Below are 6,203 nucleotides of genomic sequence, written 5' to 3' on the forward strand. Positions count from 1 at the left end.
CGGCCATCCCCATAGCAGAATCGGCGACCTCATGCCGTGGCGCTTCCGCAAGGCGTCAAGCCAGGCTCAATAGGGCCCCGGCTGAGCGCTTACGCGCAAAAGGCTATGTCGCCGAGCTGTCTGTCAGAAGGGCGGTTACACAGCGCTCGCCTTGACCCGAGAAGGCGGCCGTCACTGGAGGAAGACGCTCTTTTCGGCTCGGAACTGATCGCCGCGCCGACTTCATGAAAAAGCTGGTCATGACCGCAGATTGATCCGCCGGGTTTATGGATGAGTTGCCCTGCATCGCCGATCCCGCAAGCCGGCTTAATGAACCGCCAATCGAATAATGTCCTGTTCAGCCCACGGCCTGATCAGACCTCCGCGATACGCGTCTATTCCATGGCACTCAGCCGGTACGGTGCAGGCCACGAACATGAATGCATCCGCCATCTTCGTTCTAAGCTGATCCTGGCGTGCCCACCAGGGCAGGTAGTTCTCAGTCTCGTATCGATGATCTAGCTTACATCGCTAACAAAGGTCGTTACACCTGTTCACGACATGACACATTGCAGTAATGGAAAGCCAAGCTAATTGCTCCAAAGCAAATCATGAAGGTCAATGCTCAAGAAAATGACTGTCAGGCTCAGGCTCAGGCTCTTAATGAGATTTGCGATCGCTCGGGCAGCAACCTGCGAGGGGCGCTAAATCGTGTTCGGTGCGCGCCGTTACACAAGTAAGGAGTTGCGCGTTGCGGGTCTTGCAGCGCATGATCAAACTTATCCTCAGTCTCTCGCGTGCGCGACAACGGACTGAGTAACAGCGAGACAAGGGCGGACCCTCGCACGAATGAAACGTCAATAAGCTCTGAAATGCAACGTTCCCCCGTAAGTGGGCTTGCTTCTCGTCTTCTGAACCAGAAGGTTTCCCATGACTAAGTTCGAGAAAGTGTCACAAAGGCAATTTCGACTGCGCCTCGGAAAGTCTTTGTCTAGAATCGAGACCCTTGAACGGGAATATGAGACGATCACGGTGGGACAACTTGTTTCGATGCGTGCCAGAACGCACTCCTCAACAACTGCAATCGACGTCTTCGACCGGGGAGAGCGCGCGACCTACTCCGAAGTGGAACGATTCTCCAACAGATACGCGCATGCGCTACGTGCATTCGGCGTACGAAAGGGAGATCGAATCGGAGCCATGCTTCCCAATCGGATCGCGTTCCCGATTTTATGGTTCGCAATCGCCAAGCTCGGCGCCGTAATGGTCCCAATCAACATGCGGTTTACTGCGAGGGAGATCGAATACGTACTTAGAGATACACGGGCCAAGTTTGCCGTGGTCGATGAGGCCGCAAAGCCAGTATTCTCGGCGATGGTGTCTTGGCCGCCAGACCTCAGCAAGGAGGGAGTAATTCTCGTTGGACAGCGTTCCGACTCGGCAGCCACTACGCTCGATGAACTGCTTAAGGGCGCTGACGAGTCTCTGGTCGATGAGGACGTTCGCCCGGACGACCTGTTGAACATTCAATATACCTCGGGGACAACGGGCTTTCCGAAGGGCTGCATGTTAACTCATGATTACTGGGGCGTGCGCTCGTACCAGGGGGCTTGCGGCGACGCGCAGCCGTACCAGCGGTATCTATCTGCACAACCGTTCTTCTATGCTGATCCGCAAGAACATCTTCTAAAGTCGTATCGGCAGGGCGGCACGTTCTACTTGGCTCCCTCCATTAGCTCGACGCGCTTTGTTGATTGGATCAAGCAGCACCGCATCGAGTGGTGCTATTTTCCTGACCTGATAGCCCGTCAGGCCGAAGTTGCTGACGAGGACGGAGCGACGTGCTTGAAGCAGACGCTAACGTGGGGTTGCGGTCCCGAGGCACAACGCAAACTCCGTAACCGGTTTCGAGTATGCACCCAGGACGCTTACGGGATGACGGAAATCGGGTATGGTACACAAATGCCGAACAACGTTGATGAGATGGCCGATTCTGGTTCAGTGGGGGTTCGTGCGCCATTTCGTAACCTTCGCCTGATGAACGACGACGGTACATCTACACCGGTTGGCCAAGTCGGCGAACTGTGGGTGAGTGGTCGTGGCATCCTCAAGGGCTATTGGAATGCGCCAGAGGAGAATGCTGCCTCGTTCTCGGGTGAATGGTTCAAGACTGGGGACCTGCTACGGTGCGACACGCTGGGATTCCATTGGCTGGTTGGACGCACCAAGGACGTCATCCGACGTTCAAGCGAGAGCATCGCTGCGCGCGAGGTGGAGGCCGTCATTCGCGAGATTCGCGAGATTGCCGATGTGGCCGCCGTGCCCGTTCGCGATCCGAAGCGCGGCGAGGAGATCAAGATTTGCGTCGAGCTGAAAGCAGGCTTCACAATTGACGATCTGCCCGTGGAGCGCATTCTCAAGCATGCGCGCGCCCGGCTTGCCGCGTTCAAAGTGCCGCGGTACATCGCCTTTGCTGCGGTTCTCCCTAGGACCACATCTAGCAATAAGATACTCAAACGAGAGTTGATGGCCGTCAGCGACCCGCTTTCCGGCACCTATGATACCCAGCAGAAGCGCTGGCGCTGAGTTTTCAGCCTAGGCTAGGGTCGTGACACAAACGTTCGGTTCGCTCGGGCGACGTTCTCGAAGATCTCGGCTCGCAGACTTGGTCCAGACGAGGGGTCTGGACCGGCACCGTGGCTTTTCAGGTATTGTATGATGGCCCTTTCAGCTCAGCGACGCTCTTGAAGGCGCCGCGGTCGATACATTTCGGGTGATCTCGGAAACAGGAGCTCTCCGAATTGAGCCCGGACGCGGAGGCGGGCGTGACTTGCACGCGGAAGCGAAGATGTGCCTTAAACCAGCGTTCACGGCCAGGGTCTTAGGAAGAATCGCAACAACACAGACGGTCTTGTTGAGTGCAGTCCAGGATATCGCCGTCGCCAACAGATGAGGAATGCGTCAACGTCCTCCTCCCTCACCTGCGCCATCGGAAAACCTCCTGTTTGAATGGTTGCGTTTTGAAAACTCTTGCTCCGACAGAATTGCCGTTAATACCGTCCTCGAATGCCTCGGCCGCACGCGCGGCTTCGTTGAATCCAGAAATTCAGGGGGAAAGGCTAACCTGGCATACGCCTGGGATGTAGTTAATCGATAAATGAATTCGCGAGCAGTTGATAGAGACTATGGTCGAGTTCAACAATTCATGCGCCATCTGTTAGGCGCGACGTGAACGCAAAGGGCCGCCCTTGGCAGCTTCACAAAATCGACGCAATCGTACGTGCGCGGGGTGATCTCCGGCCATGTCGTGACTTGCTTGAGACAGCTCGGGAGCGCTATGGTTGCGCGTCGTTCGATCATTTCGGTCTCTCAGCTTGACCGAGGAAATTACCGAGACACCTAATACGCTTGGGAAGCGGACTCATTCCGCTCGGTTTATGCAGATGCAGGTTTCTTTGGGAGAACAGATCTGGTTGTCAGTAGCCAAAACCGACAGACCAGAAGTCCCCCGTAGACGGTCGAGCCGGTTGATAAGCCGATCCAAATACCAACAATGCCGACGCCCATCTTCATACTAAGCACGTAGCCAACGAAGATGCCGATACACCAATAGGACACGCAGGCAATCAGAAGGGGTCCCCTCGTGTCATTTAGCCCTCGCAGGGCACCTGTCGCAATGGTCGCGAGGGCGTCAGAGATGTAGAAGATCGCGCCGACCAGAAGGAGTTTTGCAGCCGATCTGCTCGTGGCGGGAGCATCTTCAACCGAGTCTCCCAAAAAGAACTGGCTGATCTCAACCCGAACAGAGACAATCGCAACGGTCGCTACCGCGGTGATTACGATACCGAGCAGCATCGCGACAAAACCTGCCCGCCTGACGCCTAGCTCATCCTGGCGTCCGGACGCGTGACTAACGCGTAGGGCCGCCGCCGTGCTGATCCCGTAAGAGATCATGAACAGGATCGCGGCGAGTTGAGCCACGATCTGATGGGCGGCGATCGCGCCAGTGCTGATCCGGCTCGCTAAGAGCACCGTTGCAAGCGAGACGGCATAGCCCATGAGAGTGGCGATCGAGATTGGGATCCCGATCACCATCAGCTGTCGTATTTGGAGCCAATTGCAGCGCCACATACGTGACAGTACATGATAGTCACGAAAAGTAGGGTGCAACTTAGCCAAGCACAGAGCAGCCGAGAACGTCACCCAATTCACTAGGGCAGTTGCAAGACCCACTCCGAACAGCTCCGATCGTGGCAAGCCGAGCTTCCCATAGATCAATAAACAATCGAGCAGTGCGTTTATTGGTACGGCTCCAAGTGTAATCCACCAGATCGGCGCCGGCCGATTTACCGCGCTCATGAAGCTACGAATGACCTGGAAACACAGCGCTGGCGCCACGCCCCAGGCCAGCCCGAACAGATATTGCTGAGCGACCCGCGCTACGCTTGGCCTTTGACCAAGCGCGAGCAATACTTCTTCTCCGTGCAGAGCAAGTGTAGTGATCGGGATCGATAGAAGAGCCGCCACCCAGAGTCCAGCGCGCAGCGAGCAACGTATTACGTTTAGATTGTGTGCCCCGAATGCTTGCGCTATCAATGGTGCGGTCGCCGCTAATAGTCCCACGCCGAACGTAAAACTAACGAGATAGAGTCGGCCACCCAACGCTGCCGCAGCTAGCGTATCAGTGCCGAACCTGCCGATGAAGAACAGATCGGTTGTCATGATTGCGATCTGTCCAACTTGCGTCAGCACAATGGGAAGCGCGAGCTTCGCGGTCTCACGAAGTTCCACAGCTAAATGAACATCAATGCGCGGTCTGGCCCGTAAGAACCGCAAAGCTGATTGTATTCTGCCCACAAAACAATGATACACAGATTGCCTCGCCCAACGGCTTCTAGTCGTCATAAGTGAGGTGGCGGAGTGAGAGCCTACGCCGCCGCGCGACACAGTAGGACTCCTCATCCATTTGGGTGGCGTTTATTAGAGGGATTAATATCTCCATCGTGTCCGGCGAGCGGATCGATCTCTTCGCGCCGGTTCAGCGCAAAGAACGACGCAGTGGACGTCATGGCCCGCTAAGTTGAGTTCGGACCAACTAAGCGCTTCCCGGCGAGTTCGCCATAGCGAGTTACCTCGCGAGGTGGATGCCTGAGATGTGGCGGTCGAAGTTCCACGTTTTATATATCCAGAAGTTGTCATTGCGAGTCCTTGAGCAGAGGTGCCGAAGCCATGCCATGTTCAAGATTGGCGCCAACTACGCCACCTTGATCTCTCGAACAATTTTGCATTCGGGCCGCCGTCGGATCGACAGCGTGTTGGGAATCCAACGTTGTGACGAATGATATCGAGCATCTTTGTTGAAGAATCGAATTGCGCTCAACGTGAGTGGGCATTGGCCTCGTGACAACGGGGCGAAGCGCTGGGGCGTCGTTAAACTAGGCGGCAGCTTTTGGCCGGCCGATTGCCCGAGCTGCCGCAAAATATGACTAGAGATCAGCTTGGAATGCCGGTAAACGTCCACGCAGATCCGTGTCCGATCCTGTATTCTCTGCGCATAGATGCTCACGCCAGACGGTACCAAAGCGGGCCCTCGTTTTGGGCCAGGGCAAACCTCAAACTGAATTAAGCCCGTGGGGCGAGGTCACTCTCGATAGTGAGTTTATCGCTGTCCAGCCGCGGAGAACGCGCAATGGTCCATGGAATGGGACGCATTGCGCGACGCAACCAAAAGCCGTTTGTCTCTGCGAGCGTCGGTTGAGAGCCAAACGGCACGAGAGTCTTGCGTCCGGAGCTGTGAAAGAGGGGCGAAAGTCTCTTCAGCACGCGATTTCGTCGCTGGGTTCGACATGACCAGACGGCTGGCGCAATGGCGATGCGGTACACTAAGAGTTCGACTCCCTATGCTTCATCGTCATCTGCGGCAAGTCAGGCCGGGCAACAAGTCACCCGGGCCGTAGTCGGACTCATCGACCAGGTCACGCGTCACACCGTCGCTACGTGGGCCTATGATAAAGATAGCCACCAAGCTCGCCTGAGAAATGTAGACTACGTGCTCGGGTCGAGAGCGCGGCTGTCGGCCCAAACCGTTCATTCACACGTCGATCGAATTGGCGAGCAGGGCGGTAGTCTGTAAGCGTAGAGCTGAGGCCCTTCAGATTGTTTGTGCGCAGTCCTAGCAGCACCGTTAGAAGAGTCATCCTGGGCAAGGGTGCTCACAATGGACG

General features: G+C 56.1%; 2 protein-coding genes. One reads left to right on the forward strand and one right to left on the reverse strand.

What is annotated here, in order from left to right; genetic code table 11:
- Positions 1 to 909: 909 nt before the first annotated feature.
- A complete protein-coding gene (locus ABIB91_RS41445; protein ID WP_354172929.1) occupies positions 910 to 2,565 on the forward strand; it encodes a class I adenylate-forming enzyme family protein in 1,656 nt (551 codons plus the stop codon).
- Between the two features lie 849 nt (positions 2,566 to 3,414).
- Here ABIB91_RS41445 and ABIB91_RS41450 read toward each other — a convergent pair.
- Positions 3,415 to 4,851, reverse strand: a complete 1,437-nt coding sequence (locus tag ABIB91_RS41450; protein ID WP_354253304.1) for an MATE family efflux transporter — start codon at positions 4,849 to 4,851, stop codon at positions 3,415 to 3,417.
- Positions 4,852 to 6,203: the final 1,352 nt, after the last annotated feature.

The organism is Bradyrhizobium sp. JR4.3, assembly GCF_040547695.1.
Taxonomy (GTDB): Bacteria; Pseudomonadota; Alphaproteobacteria; order Rhizobiales; family Xanthobacteraceae; genus Bradyrhizobium; species Bradyrhizobium canariense.

Bases quoted from the DNA above. Each gene is read 5' to 3' on its own strand.
- ABIB91_RS41445 (WP_354172929.1), top strand. From the start codon at position 910: ATGACTAAGTTCGAGAAAGTGTCACAAAGGCAATTTCGACTGCGCCTC.